The following is a 23,127-nucleotide window of genomic DNA, read 5'->3' on the forward strand; positions in this document are numbered from 1 at the left end:
GTTTGCGGGTGCGGGGCCTGTTCGGGTGCGGGTCCGCCTGGGTGCCGGTGGTGGGGGCTCCGGGGTGGGGGTCCGGGGCCGTATATTTACGGGCCCGTTGCCGCAGATGTCGAGGGTGCCCCGGTATTGGGCCCACAAATACACGTCAGTGCCCCGGACCCCCACCCCTGCGCCCCCACCACCTCCCGCCGTCTTCCGGCTGACGCGCGCACGTGCCCCGTACGATCTTGCGGCGGCGGGCAGTGTGGCCTACAGGCGCGTCAGGGGAAGCCGAAACCCGCGCCTCGGGGACATGGCCGACTCCGATCTCGCTGAGGCTCGGCCGTACGATCGGGGTGGCCGCTATCACCCGCACCCCGAGGAGCCCGCTCCGTGTCCGTGACCGTTCGTGTCCCCGCCAAGGTCAACGTCCAGCTCGCGGTCGGCCCGCTGCGGCCCGACGGTTTCCATGACCTGGCCAACGTCTTCCTGGCGGTCGGTCTGTACGACGTGGTCACGGTGACCCCGGCGGATGAGCTGCGGGTCACTTGTTCGGGTCCGGACGCGGACAAGGTTCCGCTGGATGCCTCGAACCTGGCTGCCCGGGCGGCGCTGGCGCTGGCCGCGCGGCACGGGCGCGAAGCGAACGTCCACATCCACATCGAGAAGGACATCCCCGTCGCGGGCGGCATGGCGGGCGGCAGCGCGGACGGCGCGGCGGCGCTGGTCGCGTGCGACGAGCTGTGGGGCACGGGCGCCTCGCGCGAAGACCTGCTGGAGATCTGCGCCGAGCTGGGCAGCGACGTGCCGTTCAGCCTGGTGGGCGGGACGGCGCTGGGCCGGGGGAGGGGCGAGCTTCTGACCCCGGTCGAGACAGGGGGCTCCTTCCACTGGGTGTTCGCGGTGGCGGACGGCGGGCTGTCGACCCCGGCGGTGTACGGGGAGTGCGACCGCCTGCGGGGCGATTCCTTTGTGCCGGCTCCGGACCCTTCGCCTGAGCTGCTCGACGCCCTCCGGGCGGGCGACGCGGTCGCGCTGGCGGGCGCCGTGAGCAACGACCTGCAGGCGGCGGCGGTCTCGCTGCGGCCGTCACTGGCGGAGACGCTGACGGCGGGTACGGAGGCGGGCGCACTGGCCGCGATGGTCTCGGGCTCCGGCCCGACGACGGCGTTCCTTGTCGGCGACGAGGCGGAGGCCGAGAAGGTCGCGGAGGCGCTGCGCGCGTCCGGTACGTGCCGGGCGGTACGGGTGGCTGCGGGGCCGGTGCCCGGGGCGACGATCACTGTCGGTTAGGCTCTGCGATTCCGCGCCCGAGGGGGCGCCCGAATCGGGGGTTTCACCATGGCGACTCCACCGCCGCCCTATCAGCAGCAGAACCCGTACCAGGGGCAGAACCCGTACGGCCAGGGGCAGAGCCCGTATCAGGGACAGAACCCGTACGGCTACGTCGCGCCGGGCCATGCGCCTGCGCCCGGCCCGATGCCTGCGGGGCTCACGTGCCGCATGTGCGGTGGGTTCCCGGCCGTTGAGGCGACGATTCGGCAGCACCGGGGCGTCCTCGTTTGGATGACCTTCATGCACTTGAAGGGGCCGTTCTGCCGGAACTGCGGCCTCGCGGTCGAGCGTGAGATGACGGGCAAGACGCTGTGGCAGGGCTGGTGGAGCCCGGTGTCGCTGGTTCTCTTCACGCCGCTCACGCTGATCTGGAACATGACGGTGCGGTCGAAGCTGAACAAGCTGCCCCCGCCGACGCCGGGACAGGTGCCCAACCAGGGCTCTGGCCAGCAGTGGCTGTAAGTTCCCCCGTTCACCCGTTCGGGGAGTAGTTCTTCGAGTCCGGCGTGTTCGCGCCTTGCCCGCCTTAGCGTCCGTTGCTACCGACGGAGGTAGGCAGAAGGGCGGGGATGCCGGATGGAAGCACGACCCGATGCGCCGATGGCCTGGCGGCTGTGCGGAAACCAGATCAAGCTGTGGCGCCAGGCCGCGGGCGTCAGCCGTGAGGAGCTGGCGGCGGAGGCGGGGTACGGGGTGGAGGCCGTCCGGTCCATGGAAATGGGCCGACGGAGGCCGAGTCAGCACCTCCTGCAGGTGGCGGACAGCATGTTCGGCGCGGGCGGGAAGCTGGAGTCGGCGCACCAGTACTTGGAGCCGGACAAGTACATCACCCGAGCGCGTGAGTACATGGCCATCGAGGCCGAAGCGGTAGCCCACCACTGGTACGACGTGTTGCTCATCCCCGGACTGCTGCAGACCGAGGACTATGCGCGTGTGCTCATGGCCAGCCACTGCCCGCCGGTGGATGACGAGACCGTCGAGGCGCGGGTAACGGGGCGGATGGAACGCCAGGAGCTGCTGAAGAAGACGACGACACTGTTCAGCTTTGTCATCCACGAGGCTGCCCTGAGAGGCATGGTCGGCGGCCCCGATGTGATGAAGGGGCAGCTCAACCACCTCTTGGAAGTGGGCCAGTTGCGCAACGTTTCCATCCAAGTGCTGCCCATGGGGCAGGGCGCCGGTCCCGCGATCAGCGGCCCGTTCTCGCTGTTGGAGACGGCTGATCACAGGACCTACGGCTATCAAGAGGCACAGGGGGCCAGCATGCTGTACACGGATCTGGAAAGGGTTGGCGATCTCATCAAGCGCCACTCCATGATCCGCATGCACGCGCTCGACGCCGAGGAGTCGGCCCGACTGATCAGAAGGGTGGCAGGAGAGCTGTGAGCGGGGAGTGGCGTAAGTCGAGCTACAGCCAGGGTGAGGGCGACCAGTGCGTTGAAGTCGCGCGCCTCCCCCAAGCCATACGAATACGCGACTCCAAACGCAAAGACGGCCCCCACCTCGCCATAGCTCCCAGCACCTGGTCGGCCTTCGTCGCCCACATGCTGGGTGGCTGAACAGGAGCATGAGATGCTGGCAGACATGCGCTACGCCATCCGCTACAGCGAAGAAGCCGCGGCCAAGCGCGACAGCCTCGATGCTGTGCGGCGCAAGAGCTTCGACCGCGCCATCGACGTTCTCGCCGAGCACCCTGAGCACGAGAAGTCGCTGGCCATGGGTGAGAACGTTCGGCACATCCGGCTGACCAACGACATCCTCGCTGAGTACGCGATCTTCAATCAGTTCGTGATGATCCTCGTCCTGAACATCTTCGACCGGCAGGATGTCCTCGTAGCCGACGAGGACTGATCACCTGGTGAGGGGTGGGGCTACCCCCACCCCCAAAGGACCCGCTGTTCCCATGGGGCGGGACACCCCGCGTCCCTAGCGTGAATGCCCGTGATGGGCAAACTCGCAGCGCGGTCGCTGCGCTACAGAATCGGCGGCTTCGCCGCCACCTTCCTCGCGCTGTTCATCGGCGCCACGCTCGTCATGGCCTGCGGCGGCCTGATGGAGACCGGCATTCGCAACAACGTGCCGCCGCAGCGCCTCGCGGGCGCGGATCTGCTCGTCACCGGTGACCGTACGCACACCGTGGCGACGAGCAAGAAGCACAAGAAGGCGACCACGCTGCCCGAGCGGGTGGAGATCCCGGCTGGCCTTGTCGAAAAGGTCCGCGCCGTGCCGGGCGTCCGGGGCGCCACCGGTGAGCGGACCTTCGACGCCGCCGTGCTGAGCGGCACCACAACGGTCACTGCCCAAGCCCACGGCTGGGAGTCCGCGGCGCTCACCCCGTACGCCCTCACGTCAGGGAACGCGCCCGCCCGCGGCGAGGTCGTCCTCGATGCCGCCACCGCCCGCCGCGCGGGCGCCACGACCGGTGACCGGGTCCGTATCGCCGCGCACGGCGGCTCTGCCGCCTACCGGGTGAGCGGTGTCGCCGCCGCGCAGGGCGTCCCGCAGGCCACCCTCTTCTTCGCGGCGGCGGACGCCGCGGCCCTGTCCGGTCGTCCGGAGACCGTCGCCGACATTGCCGTCACTCTTGCCCCCGGCGCGCACCCGGACGACGTCCGCGAGGGCATACGCCAGGCCCTCGCCGACAACTCCGTCACTCTGCTCTCCGGTGACGACCGAGGGGCTGTGGAACACCCCGAGGCACCGCAGGGCGGCGAAGACCTGGTCGCGCTCTCCGGCGTCGTCGGCGGGCTCGTCATCCTCGTCGCGGCGTTCGTCGTCGCCGGGACCGTCGCCCTGTCCGCGCAACAGCGCAGCCGCGAACTGGCGCTGCTGCGTGCCATCGGCACGACCACCCGCCAGCTCCGCCGGATGCTGCTGGGGGAGACCCTCATGGTCATGGCGCTGGCGGGCGCCGCGGCCTGGCCCGCCGGGCCCCTCGTGGGGCGGCGGCTCTACGACACCCTCGTCGACAGCGGCATGATCGCGGACACCGTCCAGTTCCGGCAGGGCTGGATCCCGGCCATGCCCGCCTACGGGGCGCTGCTCCTGACCGCCGTCCTCGGCGGGCTGCTCGGCAGTGTCCGGGCCGTGCGGGCCAAGCCGGTGGAGGCGCTCGGGGAGGCGGCCGTGCAGAAGCCCGGCCTGCACCCCGTACGGATCGCCGCCGGGCTGCTGTTCCTCGCCGGAACGGTCGCCCTGGCGCTCGTCACCGCGCTGGTTCTGCGCGGCCCGGTGGCCGCCAGTACGGCAGGCCCCACGGTGATGTGCTGCGCGATCGCCCTCGCCCTCCTCGGCCCCTGGTTCACCAAACTCGTCACTCTCCTCCTGCACTGGCCCGTACGGCTCCTCACCGGCCCCGCCGGCCGTCTCGCCGCCCTCAACTGCCGTGCCCGTACGGCCAAGATGGCCGCCATCGCCACTCCGGTCATGCTCGCCAGCGCCATCGCCACCGGGAACCTCTACCTGCAGACCACGACGGCCGCCGTGGCCGACAAGGCCTTCGCGGACAACCTGCGGGCCGATGCCGTCCTCACCTCGGCGGCGGGCGGGGTGGACCCGGCACTGCTCGCGCAGGTACGGGCGCTGCCGTCCGTCGCGGGGGCGAGCGCGTACGTGACCAGCGCCGCGCACACCGAGAAGCCGCACGACGGCGACGAGAACAAGAAGGGCCTGCCCCTGCAGGGCGTGAGCGCCGAGGGCGTCGCACAGACCCTCGCCGTCAAGGCGAGCGCGGGCAGCCTGGACGGACTGCGCGGGAACGCGATCGCCCTGCCGGAGACCGTGGCGCACCGCATGCACCGCACCGTGGGGGACACGATCACCTTGCGGATGGGAGACGGCGAGCGGGCGGACGTACGGGTCGTGGCGCTGTTCAAGGGGCGCGAGGGGTTCGACACGGCGCTGACGAGCGCCGAGCTGCTCGCCCCGCACACCACCGCCGGGCTGCCCGCGCAGCTCCTCGTACGGGCTGCGGCCGGCGACCGGGACCGGCTGACGGCCGAGCTGGCCACGCTGGCCGCGCGGCACCCGGGGCTCAAGGTCATGGACCGGGACGCGCTCACGGCCGCGCACGCGCAGAACAGCCGCACGCAGGCGTCCGTCAACTACCTGATCATCGGGATGCTCGTCGCGTACACGGCACTGTCCGTCGTGAACACGACCGCCGTCGCCGTCGGCAACCGCCGCAAGGAGTTCGCGCTCCAGCGGCTCACGGGGGCCACGCGGGGACAGGTGATGCGGATGATGACGGTGGAGGGCGTCCTGGTGGCCGTGGTGGGCCTCCTCCTCGGCGCCGCGGCCGCGGCGAGCACGCTGGTGCCGTTCGGCTACGCACTGGGCGGCGCGGGCACGGTCTCCGGCCCGCCGGAGATCGCCCTGACCGTGATCGGCGCCGCCGCCGCGCTGACGCTCGCCGCGACCCTCGTGCCCACGTGGTGGGCGCTGCGCTCCCGCCCGGTGGAGGCGGCCCGCGCCTGACCCGGCGCCGGAGGCCGCCCCCGCCGGGCCCCGGCGCGGGCATGGGATCCTGGAACCCAGGACCCCCACGCAAGGAGCGGCATGGCAGCCAACCTCGTCAATCTGGAAGCCGTCGAAAAGGTGTACGGCACCCGTGCACTGCTCGACGGCATCTCCCTCGGCGTGAACGAGGGCGACCGGATCGGTGTGGTCGGCCGCAACGGTGACGGCAAGACCACCCTCATCCGCATCCTCGCCAAGCTGGAAGAGGCGGACAAGGGCCGCGTCACGCACGCCGGCGGCCTGCACCTCGGCGTGCTCACGCAGCACGACTCGCTCGACCCGGCCGCCACCATCCGCCACGAGGTGATCGGCGACCTGGCCGACCACGAGTGGGCGGGCAGCGCGAAGATCCGCGACGTGCTCACGGGCCTCTTCGGCGGGCTCGACCTGCCCGGGTTCGCCGACGGCCTGGACACCGTGATCGGCCCGCTGTCGGGTGGCGAGCGCCGCCGCATCGCGCTCGCCAAGCTGCTCATCGCCGACCAGGACATGATCGTCCTGGACGAGCCCACCAACCACCTCGACGTCGAGGGCATCTCCTGGCTCGCGAGCCACCTGCAGCAGCGCCGCTCCGCGCTGGTCTGCGTCACGCACGACCGCTGGTTCCTGGACCAGGTGTGCACGCGCATGTGGGACGTGCAGCGCGGCGTCGTCCACGAGTACGAGGGCGGCTACAGCGACTACGTCTTCGCGCGCGCCGAGCGCGAGCGCATCGCCGCGACCGAGGAGGTGAAGCGGCAGAACCTGATGCGCAAGGAGCTGGCCTGGCTGCGCCGCGGCGCCCCCGCCCGCACCAGCAAGCCGCGCTTCCGCATCGAAGCCGCGAACGAGCTGATCGCGGACGTGCCGCCGCCGCGCGACAGCGCCGAGCTGATGAAGTTCGCGAGCTCGCGCCTCGGCAAGACGGTCTTCGACCTGGAGAACGTCTCCATCCAGGCCGGCCCCAAGGAACTCATCAAGCACCTGACGTGGCAGCTCGGCCCGGGCGACCGCATCGGCCTCGTCGGCGTCAACGGCGCGGGCAAGACCTCGCTGCTGCGCGCGCTCGCGGAGGCGGCGGCCACCGACGGCGAGAAGCAGCCGGCGGGCGGCAAGGTCGTCGTCGGCAAGACCGTCAAGCTGGCCTACCTCTCGCAGGAGGTCGGCGAACTCGACCCGGCCAAGCGGGTGCTGGAAGCCGTGCAGCAGATCCGCGACCGCGTCGACCTCGGCAAGGGCCGCGAGATGACCGCGGGACAGCTGTGCGAGAAGTTCGGCTTCACGAAGGAGAAGCAGTGGACGCCGGTCGGCGACCTCTCCGGCGGTGAGCGCCGCCGGCTGCAGATCCTGCGCCTGCTGATGGACGAGCCCAACGTCCTCTTCCTCGACGAGCCGACGAACGACCTCGACATCGAGACCCTCACCCAGCTGGAGGACCTCCTCGACGGCTGGCCCGGCTCGATGATCGTCATCAGCCACGACCGGTACTTCGTCGAGCGCACCACCGACAAGGTGTACGCGCTGCTCGGCGACCGGGCGCTGCGGATGCTGCCGCGCGGCCTGGACGAGTACCTGGAGCGGCGGCAGCGCGTGATCGAGGCTGCCGCGCCCGCCGCCGCTCCGGCCGCGGCCCCGGCGGCGGGTGCGCCGGCGCAGAAGTCCGCCGCGGACGCGCGCGCCGCGAAGAAGGAACTGCAGAAGATCGAGCGCCGCCTGGACCGCATCAGCGAGCAGGAGGCGAAGCTCCACGCGCAGATCGCGGAAAAGGCGACCGACTTCGAGGCCGTCGCCAAACTCGACGCCGGACTGCGGGAGCTGGCGGGCGAGCGCGACGAACTGGAACTGCGCTGGCTCGAACTGGCGGAAGACGCGTAGCGCTTGCCGGCGGCCCGCGGGTCGGCCTCGCAGGTCAAGGGAGCCCCGGCTCCCTTGAATCCGCCGCGACGGCGAGCAACCACGATGGTGGAGCCCGGCGGTGCCGTACGGGCTCAGCTGCGTTCGGCACCGCCGGGACCCGACCTGCGATCCGGTGAAGGGGCTCGCCCCTTCATTTCCGCCGCCACGGCGAGCAACCACGACGGTGGTGACCGGCGGTGCCCAGCGCACCCGAACCCGTACGGCCGGCCCCGCACAACCGTCCGGCACGGGCAACAGTCTCGTCACGGCCCGGTATCGACCCGTGTCCCGTCAGTACCGGGTGATAAAAAGAACATCCGCCAGCCCCGCCGCAACGAGGAAAGCTGATGTCAACACCGCCCCCGCCCCAGCCGCCCAACCAGCCGCCGCAGGGCTTCGGGGCACCCAGCCCCTCGTACGGCTACCCGCCGCAGCAGCCCGCGCCCACGCAGCCCGCTCAGCCCGCGGTGAGCGCTCCGGCGCCCCAGTCCCCGCAGCCGCCGCAGGCGGCCCCGCAGGGCCCGCCCGCCCCGCCGCTCGGCCCGCCCGGGCCGCCGCCGTCGGGCCAGCCCGGCTACGGCTACCCGCAGACGCCCCCGCCCCCGCCGCCGCCCTCCGCGCCGCAGACCGCGCCCCAGGGCGGCTACGGCTACCCGGGCCCGGGTCAGCAGCAGCCCGCGCAGGGATACCCGCAGTACAACACCTACCCGCAGCAGCCCGGCCCGTACGGCGCCCCGGGCCAGTACCCCGGCGCGCCCGGCGGCAACGGGGGCAACGGCGGTGACGCCGCCAAGAAGAAGCGCATGGCGATCATCGCCGGCTCCGTGGCGGCCGTCCTCGTCCTCGTCGGCGGCGGCGTCTGGTTCGCCACCAGCGGCGGCGACAAGGACGAGCCCAACGTCTCCAGCAACGGCCAGACCGGCGGCAACGGCGGCAACGGCGGCACCAAGGGCGGCGGAGGAGGCGGTGGCGGCAAGCCCAAGACCGTCGACGGCAAGCTCCTGTTCAACGTCGAACAGGAGAAGGTCGACGACCTCGTCAACATGAACGGCATGTGGGCCACCGACCAGGCCGTCGCCAAGGGCGACGTCTACAAGATCGTCGGCTACGGCCTGTCCGGCGGCAAGAAGTGGGAGCTCCCGCTCGACGGCGCCATCTGCTGGGCGAACCCCAAGGCCACGGACGACGGCAAGGCCGTCGTCCTGGTCAGCGACGGCAAGCCCAGCGCGGAGAAGAAGTACGGCGGCCCCTGCACCCAGGTCATCGCCTTCGACGTCAACAAGGGCACCAAGCTCTGGCAGAAGTCGGCCAAGGCCGGCGACCGCGACGTGACCTTCTCCGAGGTCACCATCGGCGGCGGCACGGTCGCCGCGGGCGGTCTCAGCGGCGGAGCCGCCTGGTCGCTGGCGGAGGGCAAGGAGCTGTGGGCGCCCAAGGCCGACGGCGACGACTGCCGCGACGGCGGCTACGGCGGCGGCAGCAAGCTCGTCGCCGTGCGCCGCTGCGGTGACATCGAGCGCGGCATCGTCAAGATCCAGACGCTCGACCCCAAGTCGGGCGCCGTGAAGTCCTCGTACCAGATGCCGCCCGGCCTGAGCTGGCCGCACATCGCCTCCACCGAGCCCCTGGTCGTCGCCGTCAACGCCGGCGGCAGCACGGGCAACGGCGCGTCCGACTTCTTCGTCGTCGACGACAGCGCCAAGGACGGCAAGCTGCGCAGCAAGATCTCCACGGACAACGGCAAGTACGAGCCGCGCTGCCCGTCGACCGAGGTCGAGGGCTGCACCAAGCTGTCCATCACCAAGGACACGCTCTACATGCCGACCGAGGAGCACTCCTCCGGCGACCCGAACCAGGCCGGCCGCGTCAACGAGATCGTCGCCTTCGACCTGGCCACCGGCCAGACCAAGGGCAAGACGGACGGCACCCCCGGCTCCACCCTGGTGCCCCTCGGCGTGGACCAGGACGGCTACCCGATCGGGTATCAGATCCCGACCTACAACGCCGGCGGCAAGGTGCTGCGCATCGACCCCAAGACGTACAAGGCCGACGTGCTGCTGAAGAACGCCGACGAAACGTCCCGCCCGGAGCGGGAGCTGTCGCCCGACTTCCAGCTGGGTCTGTGGGCCCAGGGCCGGCTCTTCCTCGGCACGAAGTACGCGCACCGCGCCTCCTCGGTCGATCTGGGGAAGCAGTACACGCTGATGGCCTTCGGCGGGAGCTGACCCCGCCCGGAGGCTGACAGCCCGCGTTGACGCGACTTGATCACGGCGTCGCCCGTACAGCGGTTTCCGACCGCTTGGCGCCGTGATCAAGCACAATTGAAGTCGTAACCGTCGCATCCCTGCTCGTCGCGCTGCCGCGCCTGAACGATCCGTTTCAGTCGCGAAGTACACGTGATTGGCAGGGATTTCGGCATTCCGGGGGACTTCTCACCGGTAAGGGGCGCGCAACGTCGAACAAGCGTGTAGCTTCCGGGGTCGAGGGGTCGACAAGGAGACGTAGAGACGTACGCGGGGCGACAGGGGGCAAGCGCATGGGCGTGCGGCTCATGGTGGTCGATGATCACCGACTGCTGGCCGAGGCGCTCGCCTCGGCCCTGAAGCTGCGCGGGCACCGGGTCCTGGCCGCGGCCGCGCCGAGCGCGGGCGCCGCCGATCTGGTGGTGAGCCGCGCACCCGAAGTGTGCCTGCTGGGCACCGCCACACCCGCCGAGCCGGGGGCCTTCGACCCCGTCGTCCGCATCAAGCGGGACCGGCCGCAGGTGGCCGTCGTCGTGCTCGGCCCCGTGCCGAGCCCGCTCGGTATCGCCGCGGCCTTCGCCGCCGGCGCGTCCGGCTACGTGCGGCACAACGAACGGATCGAGGGCGTCGAGCGCGCCATGATGAAGGCGCGGGCGGGCGAGGCGGCGGTCGATCCGCAGCTCCTCCAGGGCGCGTTCGCGGAGCTGCTCAACCCCGCGGCCCAGCCGGACGACGAAGGGGCGAGGCTGCTGCAGCTCCTGACCCCGCGGGAGGTCGAGGTCCTCGTCCGCGTCGCCGAGGGGGAGGACACGCGCCTGATCGCGGCGGGCATGGGGATAGCGCCGAGCACGGCGCGGACGCATGTGCAGCGGGTGCTGATGAAGCTGGGGGTGGGGTCGCGCTTGGAGGCGGCGGCCCTCGCTGCCCGCACCGGTCTGCTGGACCGCGCGGCGGGGGCAGGCCCGGTACCGCCGCCGCGAAACTAGAAAAGCCTGTCCGGCGTTTGAGGACGAGCGCGTCCAGCGCGATACGGGGTCCGGGGGCTTGCCCCAGTTACGGGAAGGGGCGGGGTGGGGAGAAGAAAGCCGTGAGCCCAGTGCGCCCCGTGAGGAAGACGGCAACCAAGCTCGCCGACGGCCGCGAGCTGATCTACTACGACCTCCACGACGACGTCATACGCGACCCCGTCGACGATCCCCGCCCCCTCCACCCCGTCGTCGCCACCACCGAAATCCGCCACGACCCCCTCCTCGGCGACGACGTCGCCATCGCCTCCCACCGCCAGACCCGCACCTTCCTCCCACCCGCGGAAGCGTGCCCCCTCTGCCCCAGCCGCCCCGGTCACCCCACCGAAATCCCCGCCCCCGACTACGAAGTGGCCGTCTTCGAGAACCGCTTCCCGTCGCTGACGGGCCACGCGGGACGGTGCGAAGTGGTCTGCTTCACGTCCGACCACCACACTTCCTTCGCCGCCCTCGGCACCGACCGCGCCGCCCTCGTCCTCGCCGCCTGGACCGACCGCACCGCCGAACTGGCCGCGCTCCCCTCCGTGCGGCAGGTGTTCTGCTTCGAGAACCGGGGCGAGGAGATCGGCGTGACCCTCGGCCACCCGCACGGCCAGATCTACGCGTACCCGTTCGTCACCCCGCGCACCGAGCGCATGCTCGCCTCGGCCGCCGCCCACGCGGCCCGCACGGGCGGGCGCAACCTCTTCGAGGACACCGTGGCCGCCGAGCGCGAGGACGGCCGCCGCGTCGTCCTCGCCGCCGAGCACTGGACGGCCTTCGTGCCGTACGCCGCGCACTGGCCCTACGAGGTGCACCTCTACCCCCGCCGCCGCGTGCCCGACCTGCTCGCCCTGGACGACGCGGCCCGCACAGAGTTCCCACAGGTGTACCTGGAACTCTTGCGCCGGTTCGACCGGATCTTCGGCAACGATCAGCCACCCACCCCGTACGTCTCCGCCTGGCACCAGGCGCCGTTCCAGGACCCCCGCAGGAACGAATTCGCGCTCCACCTTGAGCTCTTCACCGTCCGCCGGGCTCCCGGAAAGCTGAAGTTCCTCGCGGGTTCCGAATCCGGCATGAACGTGTTCATCAACGATGTGCCGCCCGAGGCCGCGGCGGAGCGACTGCGAGAGGTAGCGGGTCAATGAGCGAAAGCAGCAGGAAGTGCCTGGTCACGGGCGGCGCGGGCTACGTCGGAAGCGTCGTGGCGGCGCATCTGCTGGCCGCCGGGCACACCGTGACCGTCCTCGACGACCTGTCGACCGGGCACCGGGCCGCCGTCCCCGAGGGCGCCGCGTTCATCCGGGGCCGCGTGCAGGACGCGGGGCAGTGGCTCGACAGCTCCTACGACGCCGTGCTGCACTTCGCGGCCTTCTCGCAGGTCGGCCAGTCCGTCGCCGACCCCGAGCCGTACTGGCGCAACAACGTCGGCGGCACCGCCGACCTGCTCGCCGCCATGCGCGACGCCGGCGTGCGCACCCTCGTCTTCTCCTCCACGGCCGCCGCCTACGGCGAACCGGCCGCCGTCCCCATCACCGAAGACGCCCCCACGGCCCCCACCAACCCCTACGGCGCCACCAAGCTCGCCGTCGACCACATGATCGGCGGCGAGTGCGCCGCCCACGGCCTGGCCGCCGTCTCCCTGCGCTACTTCAACGTCGCGGGCGCCCACGGCCGCTACGGCGAGCGGCACGACCCCGAGACCCACCTGATCCCGCTCGTCCTGCAGGTGGCCCGCGGCGAGCGCGAGGCGATCGCCGTCTACGGCGACGACTACCCGACCCCGGACGGCACCTGCGTCCGCGACTACATCCACGTCGCCGACCTCGCCGAGGCCCACCTCCTCGCCCTCTCCGCCGCTCGCGACGGCGAACACCTCATCTGCAACCTGGGCAACGGCAACGGCTTCTCCGTCCACGAGGTCATCGAGACCGTCCGCAAGGTCACCGGCCACCCCGTCCCGCAGACCGCCGCGCCGCGCCGTCCCGGCGACCCGGCCGTCCTCGTGGCCTCCGCCGAGCGCGCCCGCGAGACCCTCGGCTGGACCCCGCGCCGCCCGGACCTCGCCGGGATCGTCGCCGACGCCTGGGAATTCGCGCGCCGCGGGCCCGAGCAGTGACCGGAGCGGCGAACAGCGCGGCCGAGGGCTTCGAGCGCGCCTACGGGTACGCGCCCGAGGGCGTCTGGGCCGCGCCCGGCCGCGTCAACCTCATCGGCGAGTACACGGACGTCAACGAAGGCCACGTCCTGCCGATCGCCCTCCCGCACCGCACCCGCGTGGCCGCCGCGGCCCGTACGGACGGCGTGCTGCGGCTGCGCTCGCGCGAGGCGCCGGGCGGCACGGCCGGACTGTCCCTGGCCGCGCTCGCACCCGGCGGCGTCACGGGCTGGGCCGCCTACCCGGCGGGCGTCGCCTGGGCGCTGCGCGAGGCGGGCCTGCCGGCCGGCGGGGCGGATCTGTACGTGGAGAGCGACGTGCCGGCGGGCGCCGGGCTGTCGTCCTCCGCCGCCCTGGAGGTCGCCACGGCCCTCGCGCTCACCGAGCTGCACGGGATGGCGTGCGAGCGCCCCGCCCTCGCCCGGCTGGCCCAGCGCGCCGAGAACGTCTTCGTGGGCGTCCCCTGCGGCGTCATGGACCAGACGGCCTCCGCCTGCTGCACCGCCGGCCACGCCCTGCACCTCGACACCCGCGACCTCGCGCTGCGGCAGGTGCCCTTCGACCTGGCCGCCCACGGGCTGCGGCTGCTCGTCGTGGACACCCGCGTCCGGCACGCCCTGGCGGACAGCGCCTACGCGGCGCGGCGGGCGGGCTGCGAGGCCGCGGCGCGGGCCCTGGGCGTACGGGCCCTGCGGGACGTGCCGCACGGGGAGCTGGGAGACGCGCTGGGCGGGCTCGCCGACGCGTCCCTGCGGCCCCTGGTGCGGCACGTCGTGACCGAGGGCGAGCGCGTACGGGAGGTCGTGGCCCTCCTGGCCGCGGGTGAGCCGCGCAAGGCCGGACCGCTGCTGACCGCCGGGCACGCCTCCCTCCGCGACGACTTCGCCGTCTCCTGCCCGGAGCTCGACCTGGCCGTCGCGGTCGCGAACGAAGCGGGCGCGCTCGGGGCGCGGATGACCGGCGCGGGATTCGGCGGCTCCGCGCTCGCGCTCGTGGAGGAGGACGCGGCGGAGGCGGTCGGCGAGGCCGTCACGGCGGCCTTCGCGGCGGCCGGGCACCGTCCGCCGCGGGTCTTCGCAGCGGTGGCGGGCGGCGGTGCGCGGCGGGTGCTCCGAGGTGAGGGGTGAACCCGCGCCGGAGGTCCTCCCCGATCGTGCAGTCGGGCATGGTCAACTTCGCGTCGTTCCACGTCGTTCACTGCCTCAATACTGAACAGAAAGCTCACCATAAACAGGCGGGTCGAGCAGTTTTGCCAATCGGCTTCCGTTGCGGGACCCCCGCCGTACGCTGATGCACAGCGTCGGTGGGGGCCGGCGCTGATCAGGGGGCGAGACAGGCAGGTACGACGCCCGGGGCGGGGTGGAAGTCAACAAGTGCGGCGGCGGCCGTGCGGTGTGCGGCGGCCCCGGACCGGGCGCCGTACCCGCACTGACCGCCGCCCGGGATATGGGGGTGGCAGTGGCACGTATTCGGGTACTGGTGGTCGACGACCACCGCATCTTCGCCGAGTCGCTCGCCGCCGCCCTCGCGGCCGAGCAGGACGTGGAGGTCTCGGCGGCCGGCAGCGGGCCGGCGGCGCTGCGCGCGCTGGAGCGGGCGGCGGCCGAGGGGCGCCGCTTCGATGTGCTGCTGATCGATGCCGATCTCGGCACGGTCGGGCAGGACGGCAGCGGAGTGCCGGGCCAGCTCAGGGGGCCGGCGCCGCACGGCGCGGGCCTCGGGCCCGGTCACGGCCCTGCGGGCCACGGGACCGCGCACGGGCCGGTGCACGGGACCGTGCACGACGGCAACGGTCCCGGTGAGGGCGTGGTCGACGGGATCTCGCTCGTGGCCGGCGTCCGCACCGCGCACCCCGCGGTGCGCACGGTGGTCCTCGCCGAGCGCGACGACCCGCGGCGGGCCGCGGCGGCCTTGCAGGCGGGCGCCGGCGGCTGGGTGGCCAAGGACTGCTCGCTGTCCCGGCTGCTGGCCGTCATCAGGGGCGTCCTGCGGGACGAGACGCACCTGCCGCCCGCCCTGCTCACGGGCGTGCTGCGGGAGCTCACCGCGGCCCGCAAGCACCGTACGGAGAGCGAGCGGCTCGTGGAGTCGCTGACGCCGCGCGAGCGCGAGGTGCTGCGCTGCATGGTGGCCGGGCTGGGCCGCAAGGCCGTCGCCGAGCGGCTCTACCTCTCCCCGCACACCGTCCGCACCCACATGCAGAACGTGCTGGGGAAGCTGGGCGTCCACTCCACCCTCGCCGCCGTCGCGCTCGCGCGCCGGGCCGGCGTCGGGCCCGTGGACCTAACCGGAAGTGTTGTCGAACGGGGCGGTCAGCTGGCGTAGCAGATCGGCCAGCTCGCGGCGCTGGGTGCGGGACAGCTCGGAGAGGATGGCGCGCTCCTGCTCCAGGAGCCCGGCCAGGGCCTCGTCCGCGCGGTCCCGGCCCTCGTCCGTGAGGCGCACGAGCACGCCCCGGCGGTCGCTCGGGTCGGGCTCGCGCCGGACCAGGCCCTTCTTGGCCAGGCGGTCGATGCGGTTGGTCATCGTGCCGGACGTGACCAGGGTCTGGGTCAGCAGCTGCCCGGGCGAGAGCTGGTACGGGGCCCCGGCGCGGCGCAGCGCCGTCAGGACGTCGAACTCCCACGGTTCGAGCTCGTGCTCGGCGAAGGCGAGCCGGCGGGCGCGGTCGAGGTGGCGGGCGAGCCTGCTCACGCGGCTGAGCACCTCGAGCGGCTCCACGTCGAGGTCAGGGCGCTCGCGGCGCCACGCTGAAACCAGCCGATCGACCTCGTCCTCCATGACGATCAGTGTAGAGGGTCTGTCGACATGAAGTCTCTTGACGTCAAGATATTCATGTGGCGATGCTGGAGACATGACGACTCACGCTGCCACGCCTGTCTGGGACCCGGAGCAGTACCTGCGTCACTCGGGCCCCCGCTCCCGCCCCTTCTCCGACCTGCTGGCCCGCGTGCCGGTGCGCGATCCCGCGCGGATCGCCGACCTCGGGTGCGGGCCGGGGAACGTCACGGCACTGCTCGCCGAGCGGTGGCCGCGGGCGCGGATCACGGGCCTGGACACCTCGGAAGAGATGCTGCGGCAGGCGCGCGAGCGGCTCCCCGGCGCGGAATTCGTCCACGCGGACCTGCGCGGGTGGACGCCGGACGGCTCGTACGACCTGATCATCTCCAGTGCGACGTTCCAGTGGGTGCGGGGGCACGAGGAGTCGTTCCCGGCGTGGACCGGGGCGCTCGCCCCGGGCGGAGCCTTCGCCTTCACCGTGCCGGGCAACTTCGACGAGCCCAGCCACGTGCTGCTGCACGAGCTCTGCGAGAGCGGGGCGTGGCGGGGCCGGCTGGGCGGCCTCCAGCGGCCCGGGTACGTGCTGACGCCCGCGGAATACCTGGAGCGGCTCGCCGGCCTGGGGCTCACGGTGGACGCCTGGGAGACGACGTACGTCCACGTACTGGAGGGCGAGGACGCCGTCCTCGACTGGACGAAGGGCACGACGCTGCGGCCGGTCCTGACGGCGCTGCGGGACGATGCGGAGGCCCGGTCGCGGTTCTTGTCGGAGTACGGGGCGCTCCTGCGCGAGGCGTACCCCCGCGGGCCGCACGGCACGCTCTTCCCGTTCCGGCGCGTTTTCGTAATGGCTCGCCGGGGCTGACCTCCGGTCGGGGTGCCGTGAAAGGGCCTCGCCCCTTCACGGCACTGCGCGCCGGGGCTGATGAAGGGGCCCGGCCCCTTCAATCCCGCCGCGGCGGAGACCAGCCCCAGCGGCGCTGTCCGGCGGTGCCGGGCCCACCTGAGCCCGTACGGCACCGCCGGGCTCCACCGTCGTGGTTGCGCGCCGCGGCGGCGGTCTCAAGGATGCGTGCGCATCCTTGGGCCTGCATGTACCTGTGCGGTGAGCGACCGGTGAAGGGGCCCCGCCCCTTCAATCCGCCGCCGCGGTGACCAGTCACCGCGGACGTATCCGGCGGTGCCGAGCCCACCGCACCACGTACGCCGGGGCCCCTCAGGCGCGCCTGTGCCCCACAAGCCGCGGCTTCGGCTCGAGGCCGTCCAGGCCGTGCCACGCCAGATTCACCAGATGCGCCGCCACCTCCGCCTTCTTCGGCTTGCGGACGTCCAGCCACCACTGGCCCGTGAGGGCCACCATGCCGACGAGGGCCTGGGCGTACAGCGGGGCGAGCTTCGCGTCGAAGCCGCGGGCCTTGAACTCCAGGCCGAGGATGTCCTCGACCTGCGTGGCGATGTCGCTGATCAAGGAGGCGAACGTGCCCGTGGACTGCGCCACCGGCGAATCGCGGACGAGGATGCGGAAGCCGTCCGTGTACCGCTCGATGTAGTCGAGGAGGGCGAAGGCGGCCTGCTCCAGCAGCTCCCGCGGGTGGCCCGCGGTCAGCGCCCCGGTGACCATGTCGAGCAGCTGCCGCATCTCGCGGTCGACCACCACCGCGTACAGCCCTTCCTTGCCGCCGAAGTGCTCGTAGACGACAGGCTTGGAGACCCCGGCCTTCGCCGCGATCTCCTCGACCGACGTGCCCTCGAACCCCCGCTCGGCGAAGAGCGTGCGACCGATGTCCAGCAGCTGCTCCCGGCGCTCCGCGCCGGTCATCCGCACCCGCCGGGTGCGACGGGCCCCCGCAGCCGGGGCCCGGTCCTTGTTACTGGTGGTATTGCTGTCGATCGCCACGCTGTCAATCATGCCGCCTCGGCGGCACTCTCCTTCCGTCGGGAGTCCAGGCGGTCGGCCTTCGGCCACCGCACGTCTGAGGCCCAGCCCGCCTGCTCGAACCAGCGGATCAGGCGGGCGCTGGAGTCCAGCTGCCCCTTCAGCACACCATGCCGGGCCGACGTCGGGTCCGCGTGGTGCAGGTTGTGCCAGGACTCGCCGCAGGACAGGATCGCCAGCCACCACACGTTGCCCGAGCGGTCACGCGACTTGAACGGCCGCTTGCCCACGGCGTGGCAGATCGAGTTGATCGACCACGTCACATGGTGCAGCAGGGCGACGCGGACCAGCGAACCCCAGAAGAACGCCGTGGCCGCCCCCTGCCAGGACCAGGTGGCCAGACCGCCGACCAGCGGCGGGATCAGCAGGGACACCGCCGTCCACAGCACGAACTGGCGGGAGATCGCCCGGATCGTGGGGTCCTTGATCAGATCGGGGGCGTATTTGTGCTGCGGGGTCCGCTCCTCGTCGAACATCCAGCCGACGTGGGCCCACCACAGCCCCTTCATCAGCGCGGGCACCGTCTCGCCGAAGCGCCACGGCGAGTGCGGATCCCCCTCCGCGTCCGAGAACCGGTGGTGCCGGCGGTGGTCGGCGACCCAGCGCACCAGCGGGCCCTCCACGGCCAGCGACCCCATGATCGCCAGTGCGATCCGCAGCGGCCGCTTCGCCTTGAACGAGCCGTGCGTGAAATAGCGGTGGAAGCCGATGGTGATGCCGTGGCAGCCGATGAAGTACATCGCGACCATCAGCCCGAGATCCAGCCAGCTCACCCCCCGGCCCCAGGCCAGCGGGACCGCCGCGACCAGGGCGAGGAACGGCACGGTGATGAAGAGCAGCAGTGTGATCTGCTCTACGGAACGCTTGCTGTCGCCACCCAGAGTGGCGGAGGGGAGCGTGGCTTCCTGGGCCTTCGGCGCGTCTTCGAGCACGTCGGGGCTTGCAGTCATGGGTTCCCTCATGGGGGTCGGGGGCGTGGCTACGGTTCCGTAACCTACGGCTTCGTAAGTATGGCAGGGCGGTGGCGGGGAGCAAGAGGGCTGTGGATAACCGCGCGTCGTACGGCGACCTATGCTGGTGGGCGTCGGACAGCGCGGTCCGCAACCCCTCCAGACGTGCCAGAAACTCTGCAAGGAGCCGCACCTGTGAGCAGTGCCGACAACACCAACGCCGCCCTGCGCGCCGATATCCGCCGCCTCGGCGATCTCCTCGGCGAAACCCTGGTCCGCCAGGAGGGGGAAGAGCTCCTCGACCTCGTGGAGCGGGTCCGCGCCCTGACCCGCAGCGACGGCGAGGCCGCCGCCGAGCTGCTCGGCGGCACCGATCTGGAGACCGCCGCCAAGCTCGTCCGCGCCTTCTCCACCTACTTCCACCTGGCGAACGTCACCGAGCAGGTCCACCGCGGCCGCGAGCTCGCGGCCAAGCGCGCCGCCGAGGGCTCGATCCTCGCCCGCACCGCGGACCAGCTGAAGGAAGCCGACCCCGACCACGTGCAGCAGACCGTCGAGAACCTCGGCGTCCGCCCCGTCTTCACCGCACACCCCACCGAGGCCGCCCGCCGCAGCGTCCTCAACAAGCTCCGCCGCATCGCGGCCCTCCTCGACACCCTCGCCTCGGGCACCGGCGACAAGCGCCGCACCGACCTGCGCCTCGCCGAGAACATCGACCTGCTCTGGCAGACCGACGAACTGCGCGTCGCCCGCCCCGAGCCCACCGACGAGGCCCGCAACGCCATCTACTACCTCGACGAGCTCCACGCGGGCGCCGTCGGCGACGTCCTGGAGGACCTCGCCGCCGAACTGGAGCGCGTCGGCGTCACGCTGCCGCCCACCACCCGCCCGCTCACCTTCGGCACCTGGATCGGCGGCGACCGCGACGGCAACCCCAACGTGACCCCCCAGGTCACCTGGGACGTCCTCCTCCTGCAGTACGAGCACGGCATCACCGACGCCCTCGACCTCGTCGACGAACTGCGCGGCGCCCTCTCCAACTCCATCCGCAACAGCGGCGCCACCGAGGAGCTCCTCTCCTCCCTCCAGCGCGACCTCGAACTCCTGCCGGAGATCAGCCCCCGCTACAAGCGCCTCAACGCCGAGGAGCCCTACCGCCTCAAGGCGACCTGCATCCGGCAGAAGCTCGTCAACACCCGCGAGCGTCTCGCCCGCAACACCCCCCACGAGGACGGCCGCGACTACCTCGGCACCACCGAGCTCCTCGCCGACCTCCAGATCATCCAGGACTCCCTGCGCGCCCACCGCGGCCGCCTGATCGCCGACGGCCGCCTGGAGCGCGCCCTGCGCACCCTCGCCTCCTTCGGCCTCCACCTGGCCACCATGGACGTCCGCGAGCACGCCGACGCCCACCACCACGCCCTCGGCCAGCTCTTCGACCGCCTCGGCGAGGAGTCCTGGCGCTACGCGGACATGCCCCGCGACTACCGCCGCAAGCTCCTCGCCAAGGAACTGCGCTCGCGCCGCCCGCTGGCCCCCAGCCCCGCGCCCCTCGACGCCGCCGGCGCCAAGACCCTCGGCGTCTTCGGCACCATCCGCGAAGCCCTGGAGAAGTTCGGCCCCGAGGTCGTCGAGTCGTACATCATCTCGATGTGCCAGGGCGCCGACGACGTCTTCGCCGCCGCGGTCCTCGCCCGCGAAGCCGGCCTCGTCGACCTCCACGCCGGCTGGGCCAAGATCGGCATCGTGCCGCTCCTGGAGACCACCGACGAGCTCAAGGAAGCCGACCGCATCCTCGACGACATGCTGGCCGACCCCTCGTACCGGCGCCTGGTGGCGCTGCGCGGCGACGTCCAGGAAGTCATGCTCGGCTACTCCGACTCCTCCAAGTTCGGCGGCATCACCACCTCCCAGTGGGAGATCCACCGCGCCCAGCGCCGCCTGCGCGACGTCGCCCACCGCTACGGCGTCCGCCTGCGCCTCTTCCACGGCCGCGGCGGCACCGTCGGCCGCGGCGGCGGCCCCACCCACGACGCGATCCTCGCCCAGCCCTGGGGCACCCTGGAGGGCGAGATCAAGGTCACCGAGCAGGGCGAGGTCATCTCCGACAAGTACCTCATCCCCGCCCTCGCCCGCGAGAACCTGGAACTGACGGTCGCCGCCACCCTCCAGGCCTCCGCCCTGCACACCGCCCCCCGCCAGTCCGACGAGGCCCTCGCCCGCTGGGACGCGGCCATGGACACCGTCTCCGACGCCGCCCACGGCGCCTACCGCCGCCTGGTCGAGGACCCCGACCTCCCCGCGTACTTCTTCGCCTCCACCCCCGTCGACCAGCTCGCCGAACTCCACCTCGGCTCGCGCCCCTCGCGCCGCCCCGACTCCGGCGCCGGCCTCGACGGCCTCCGCGCCATCCCCTGGGTCTTCGGCTGGACCCAGTCCCGCCAGATCGTCCCCGGCTGGTTCGGCGTGGGCTCGGGGCTGAAGGCCGCCCGCGAGGCGGGGCTCGACACCGTCCTGGACGAGATGCACGAGCACTGGCACTTCTTCCAGAACTTCCTGTCCAACGTCGAGATGACCCTCGCCAAGACCGACCTGCGCATCGCCCAGCACTACGTCGGCACCCTCGTCCCCGACGAGCTCAAGCACGTCTTCGACGTCATCAAGGCGGAGCACGAGCTCACCGTGCAGGAAGTGCTGCGCATCACCGGCGAGGCCGAGCTCCTCGACGCCAGCCCGGTGCTCCGCCAGACCTTCCGCGTGCGCGACGCGTACCTGGACCCGATCTCGTACCTGCAGGTGACGCTGCTGCACCGCCAGCGGCAGGCCGCGGAGCGCGGCGAATCTCCCGACCCGCTGCTGGGCCGGGCCCTGCTCCTCACGGTCAACGGCGTTGCGGCGGGCCTGCGCAACACGGGCTGACGCACGAACGCGCAACGGCCCCCTCGCCACAGGGCGAGGGGGCCGTTGCGCGCTTTAAGGAGGTACGTCAGGAGTTGTACGTGCTCTGAGCGCGCTCCAGACCGTCCACGATCAGCGACTCGACGGCGTCGGCGGCCCGGTCCACCTGGTAGTCCAGCTCCTTGCGCTCCACCGACGAGAAGTCCTTGAGGACGAAGTCCGCAACGGGCATCCGGCCCGGCGGCCGCCCGATCCCGAACCGCACCCGAAGGTAGTCCGGCCCCAGCGCCTTCGTGATGGACTTCAGGCCGTTGTGGCCGTTGTCGCCGCCGCCGAGCTTCAGCCGCAGCGTGCCGTAGTCGATGTCCAGCTCGTCGTGGACGGCGATCACCCGCTCGGCGGACACCTTGTAGAAGTCCCGCAGCGCGGCCGTCGGCCCGCCCGACAGATTCATGAACGACATCGGCTTGGCGACCACCACCCGGCGGCTCGAGAGGCCTGGCGCGCCGAGGCGGCCCTCGAGGACCTGGGCCCGCGAGGCCTTGTGCGCCTTGAACTTGGCGCCCATCCGCTCCGCGAGCAGGTCCGCGACCATGAAGCCCACGTTGTGGCGGTTGCCCGCGTACTCCGGCCCGGGGTTGCCCAGGCCCACGATCAGCCAGGGGCTGGAGTCGTCCGTCATCCGCATATCTCCTTCACCGTCAACCGTAGCCAACCGCCCATAGCCCGACCGCCGCCCCACTCCGGGGAGCGGGACGGCGGTCGGAAAGAAAAGCCGGGTGCGGCGAGGATCAGGCCTCGACGCCCTCAGCGGCCTCGGCCGGGGCGGCCTGGCCGGCGACGACGTGCAGGACCACGGCGTCGGCGTCGACGGCGAGGGAGACACCGGCCGGCAGGACGACGTCCTTGGCCAGGACGGAGGCACCGGCCTCGAGGCCCGCGACGGAGACGGTGACGGCCTCGGGGATGTGGGTGGCCTCGGCCTCGACCGGCAGGGCGGTCAGGGTGTGCTCGATGAGGTTGCCGCCCGGGGCGATCTCGCCCTCGGTGTGGACCGGGACCTCGACGGTGACCGTCTCGCCGCGCTTGACGACCAGCAGGTCGACGTGCTCGAGGAAGCCCTTGAGGGCGTCACGCTGGACGGCCTTGGGGATGACGAGCTCGTCGCGGCCCTCGATGTCCAGGGAGAGCAGGACGTTCGCGGTCTTCAGAGCCATCATCAGCTCGTGACCCGGCAGGGTGACGTGGACCGGCTCGGAACCGTGGCCGTAGACGACGGCGGGAACCTGGTTGGCGCGGCGGATGCGACGGGCAGCGCCCTTGCCGAACTCGGCACGGACCTGGGCGGGGATCTTGATCTCAGCCATGGTGCACTCCTCGGAGGTATCGATATGGGCCGTTACCCGGCCACATACGGACCTGCTACGAAGAGCGCGTCGATAACGGA

At 72.1% G+C, this 23,127-nt stretch carries 20 protein-coding genes; 15 read left to right on the forward strand and 5 right to left on the reverse strand.

Annotated elements, in window-relative coordinates; all coding sequences use genetic code 11:
* Positions 1-372 precede the first annotated feature (372 nt).
* The 13 genes from IF61_RS0105670 to IF61_RS0105725 all read left to right on the forward strand — a co-directional run bounded on the left by IF61_RS0105670 (position 373) and on the right by IF61_RS0105725 (position 15,440).
* Complete coding sequence (locus IF61_RS0105670) at positions 373-1,272, forward strand: 4-(cytidine 5'-diphospho)-2-C-methyl-D-erythritol kinase (RefSeq protein WP_030365129.1); 900 nt, start codon at positions 373-375, stop codon at positions 1,270-1,272.
* A 48-nt stretch (positions 1,273-1,320) separates the two neighbouring features.
* Positions 1,321-1,776 (forward strand): hypothetical protein, encoded by a 456-nt coding sequence (locus IF61_RS33180; RefSeq protein WP_052392432.1) that lies wholly within the window; start codon positions 1,321-1,323, stop codon positions 1,774-1,776.
* Between the two features lie 114 nt (positions 1,777-1,890).
* Positions 1,891-2,700, forward strand: a complete 810-nt coding sequence (locus IF61_RS0105680; RefSeq protein ID WP_245684418.1) for a helix-turn-helix domain-containing protein — start codon at positions 1,891-1,893, stop codon at positions 2,698-2,700.
* A complete protein-coding gene (locus IF61_RS33920; RefSeq protein ID WP_078659983.1) occupies positions 2,697-2,873 on the forward strand; it encodes a DUF397 domain-containing protein in 177 nt (58 codons plus the stop codon). The genes IF61_RS0105680 and IF61_RS33920 overlap by 4 nt, the downstream gene beginning before the upstream one ends.
* Before the next feature lie 13 nt (positions 2,874-2,886).
* Positions 2,887-3,165, forward strand: a complete 279-nt coding sequence (locus tag IF61_RS0105685; RefSeq protein ID WP_030365132.1) for a hypothetical protein — start codon at positions 2,887-2,889, stop codon at positions 3,163-3,165.
* Between the two features lie 93 nt (positions 3,166-3,258).
* Positions 3,259-5,790: an ABC transporter permease gene (locus tag IF61_RS0105690; RefSeq protein ID WP_030365133.1), complete on the forward strand. Its 2,532-nt coding sequence runs from the start codon at positions 3,259-3,261 to the stop codon at positions 5,788-5,790.
* 81 nt (positions 5,791-5,871) lie between these two features.
* The gene (locus IF61_RS0105695) at positions 5,872-7,686 is read left to right on the forward strand and encodes an ABC-F family ATP-binding cassette domain-containing protein (protein WP_030365134.1); all 1,815 of its coding nucleotides are present in this window, start codon (positions 5,872-5,874) and stop codon (positions 7,684-7,686) included.
* Between the two features lie 368 nt (positions 7,687-8,054).
* Positions 8,055-9,932 carry an outer membrane protein assembly factor BamB family protein gene (locus IF61_RS35040; protein ID WP_030365135.1) on the forward strand — a complete coding sequence of 626 codons (1,878 nt, stop codon included), beginning with the start codon at positions 8,055-8,057 and terminating at the stop codon, positions 9,930-9,932.
* 311 nt (positions 9,933-10,243) lie between these two features.
* Entirely contained in the window at positions 10,244-10,936 is a 693-nt protein-coding gene (locus IF61_RS0105705) for a response regulator transcription factor (RefSeq protein ID WP_030365136.1), read from the forward strand.
* A 119-nt stretch (positions 10,937-11,055) separates the two neighbouring features.
* Positions 11,056-12,105 carry a galactose-1-phosphate uridylyltransferase gene (gene galT, locus IF61_RS0105710; RefSeq protein ID WP_030365137.1) on the forward strand — a complete coding sequence of 350 codons (1,050 nt, stop codon included), beginning with the start codon at positions 11,056-11,058 and terminating at the stop codon, positions 12,103-12,105.
* Positions 12,102-13,076: a UDP-glucose 4-epimerase GalE gene (gene galE, locus IF61_RS0105715; RefSeq protein WP_030365138.1), complete on the forward strand. Its 975-nt coding sequence runs from the start codon at positions 12,102-12,104 to the stop codon at positions 13,074-13,076. Before galT ends, galE begins: the two co-directional genes overlap by 4 nt.
* Positions 13,073-14,242, forward strand: coding sequence for a galactokinase (gene galK / locus IF61_RS0105720; RefSeq protein ID WP_030365139.1), 1,170 nt, complete (start codon positions 13,073-13,075; stop codon positions 14,240-14,242). Before galE ends, galK begins: the two co-directional genes overlap by 4 nt.
* 331 nt (positions 14,243-14,573) lie before the next feature.
* Positions 14,574-15,440 (forward strand): response regulator transcription factor, encoded by an 867-nt coding sequence (locus IF61_RS0105725; protein WP_211264834.1) that lies wholly within the window; start codon positions 14,574-14,576, stop codon positions 15,438-15,440.
* Here the strand turns inward: IF61_RS0105725 and IF61_RS0105730 are convergent.
* On the reverse strand, positions 15,399-15,896 hold the full coding sequence (locus IF61_RS0105730) for a MarR family winged helix-turn-helix transcriptional regulator (RefSeq protein ID WP_030365141.1): 498 nt from the start codon (positions 15,894-15,896) through the stop codon (positions 15,399-15,401). The genes IF61_RS0105725 and IF61_RS0105730 overlap by 42 nt on opposite strands.
* Before the next feature lie 73 nt (positions 15,897-15,969).
* Between IF61_RS0105730 and IF61_RS0105735 the strand changes: the two genes are divergently transcribed.
* On the forward strand, positions 15,970-16,761 hold the full coding sequence (locus tag IF61_RS0105735) for a trans-aconitate 2-methyltransferase (protein WP_030365142.1): 792 nt from the start codon (positions 15,970-15,972) through the stop codon (positions 16,759-16,761).
* 351 nt (positions 16,762-17,112) lie between these two features.
* On the opposite strand, the gene IF61_RS0105740 is transcribed toward IF61_RS0105735, so the two are convergent.
* Positions 17,113-17,805, reverse strand: a complete 693-nt coding sequence (locus IF61_RS0105740) for a TetR/AcrR family transcriptional regulator (RefSeq protein ID WP_030365143.1) — start codon at positions 17,803-17,805, stop codon at positions 17,113-17,115.
* Positions 17,802-18,782: an acyl-CoA desaturase gene (locus IF61_RS0105745; RefSeq protein WP_030365144.1), complete on the reverse strand. Its 981-nt coding sequence runs from the start codon at positions 18,780-18,782 to the stop codon at positions 17,802-17,804. The genes IF61_RS0105740 and IF61_RS0105745 overlap by 4 nt, the downstream gene beginning before the upstream one ends.
* 195 nt (positions 18,783-18,977) lie before the next feature.
* On the opposite strand from IF61_RS0105745, the gene ppc reads away from it, so the two are divergent.
* Positions 18,978-21,701 (forward strand): phosphoenolpyruvate carboxylase, encoded by a 2,724-nt coding sequence (ppc, locus tag IF61_RS0105750; RefSeq protein WP_030365145.1) that lies wholly within the window; start codon positions 18,978-18,980, stop codon positions 21,699-21,701.
* 67 nt (positions 21,702-21,768) lie between these two features.
* On the opposite strand, the gene pth is transcribed toward ppc, so the two are convergent.
* Together pth and IF61_RS0105760 are read right to left on the reverse strand one after the other, a co-directional pair.
* Entirely contained in the window at positions 21,769-22,362 is a 594-nt protein-coding gene (pth, locus tag IF61_RS0105755) for an aminoacyl-tRNA hydrolase (protein WP_030365146.1), read from the reverse strand.
* A 109-nt stretch (positions 22,363-22,471) separates the two neighbouring features.
* Entirely contained in the window at positions 22,472-23,047 is a 576-nt protein-coding gene (locus IF61_RS0105760) for a 50S ribosomal protein L25/general stress protein Ctc (RefSeq protein WP_030365147.1), read from the reverse strand.
* Positions 23,048-23,127 lie beyond the last annotated feature (80 nt).

It is taken from the genome of Streptomyces roseoverticillatus, assembly GCF_000719265.1.
Lineage (GTDB): Bacteria > Actinomycetota > Actinomycetes > Streptomycetales > Streptomycetaceae > Streptomyces > Streptomyces roseoverticillatus.